The following is a 1,098-nucleotide window of genomic DNA, read 5'->3' on the forward strand; positions in this document are numbered from 1 at the left end:
TGGGGTGTGTGCCGGCCGGAGCGTGTTGGTGGGTGGGTGGTGGTTAGTGGCGGCGGCGGGTGCGGCGGGTGGTGAGGAGGAGTGGGGTGCCGGCGGCGATCAGGGTTGCGGCGCCGATTGCGGCGAGGAGGGGGAGGGTTCCGGTTCCGGTGTCGGGCAGGGGGTGGCCGACGGGGGGTGTGCCGTGGGGCGGGGGCACGTTTGCGTGGCTGGGGGTGGGCTTGTGCGTGTGGGTGGGCTCGTGGGTGGGGTGGTGTGAGGGCGACGGTGAGGGGGAGGGTGAGGGGGAGCCGGTGGGCTGGGTGGCGGGTTTGGCCTGGACGGTGGCCGATGCGGGGGCGGAGGTGACCGTGGTGCCGTCGGGTGCGGTGGCGGTCGCCACCGCGGTGTTGTCGATCCGGCCGAGTTTCAGGTCGTGGACGAGGACGGTGTAGGTGGCGGTGCAGGTCATCGAGGCGCCCGCGGGCAGGTCCGTGGAGGGGCAGGAGATCACGGGGGCGGTGCCCTCGCCGGTGAAGTCGGTGTCCTTGACGGAGACCGCGGTGAGGGGGACGTTTCCGGTGTTGGTGACCGTCAGGGTGTAGGTGATGGTCTGTCCGGCGGAGGTCACGGTGGCGGGGTCGGCCGTTTTGGTGAGGGTCAGGGTGGGCTTGGCCGTGGTGACGGTGGCGGTGGCGGGGGGTGAGGTGACGGGTGGGCCGGTGGGCGGGGTGCCGGTGGCGGTGGCGGTGTTGGTGATGGTGCCGGCGTCGACGTCGGCCTGGGTGACGGTGTAGGTGGCGGTGCAGGTCATCGACGCGCCGACGGGCAGGTCCGTGGAGGGGCAGGAGATGGCGGGCGGGGTGCCGGTGCCGGAGAACGCGGTGTCGGTGACGACCACGCCGGTCAGGTCGGTGTTGCCGCTGTTGGTGACCACGAAGGAGTAGGTGAGGGCCTGTCCGGGGGTGAGGGTGGTGACGAGGGTGTTGCGGCGGTTGTTGCCCCCGCCGTTGTTGCCGCCTCCGTTGTGGCCTCCGCCGTTGTTGCCGCCTCCGCTGCCGGTGGCGACGATCTTGTCGAGGGTGAGGGCGGGTTTGGGTGATTCGACGGTGGCGGTGG

General features: G+C 72.0%; 1 pseudogene. It reads right to left on the reverse strand.

The features are described 5' to 3' along the window. Positions 1-43: 43 nt before the first annotated feature. Positions 44-1,098 (reverse strand): annotated as a pseudogene (locus ACIGZJ_RS36910) (hypothetical protein); the annotation flags it as partial.

It is taken from the genome of Kitasatospora sp. NPDC052868, assembly GCF_044547105.1.
In the GTDB taxonomy this organism is placed as follows: domain Bacteria; phylum Actinomycetota; class Actinomycetes; order Streptomycetales; family Streptomycetaceae; genus Kitasatospora.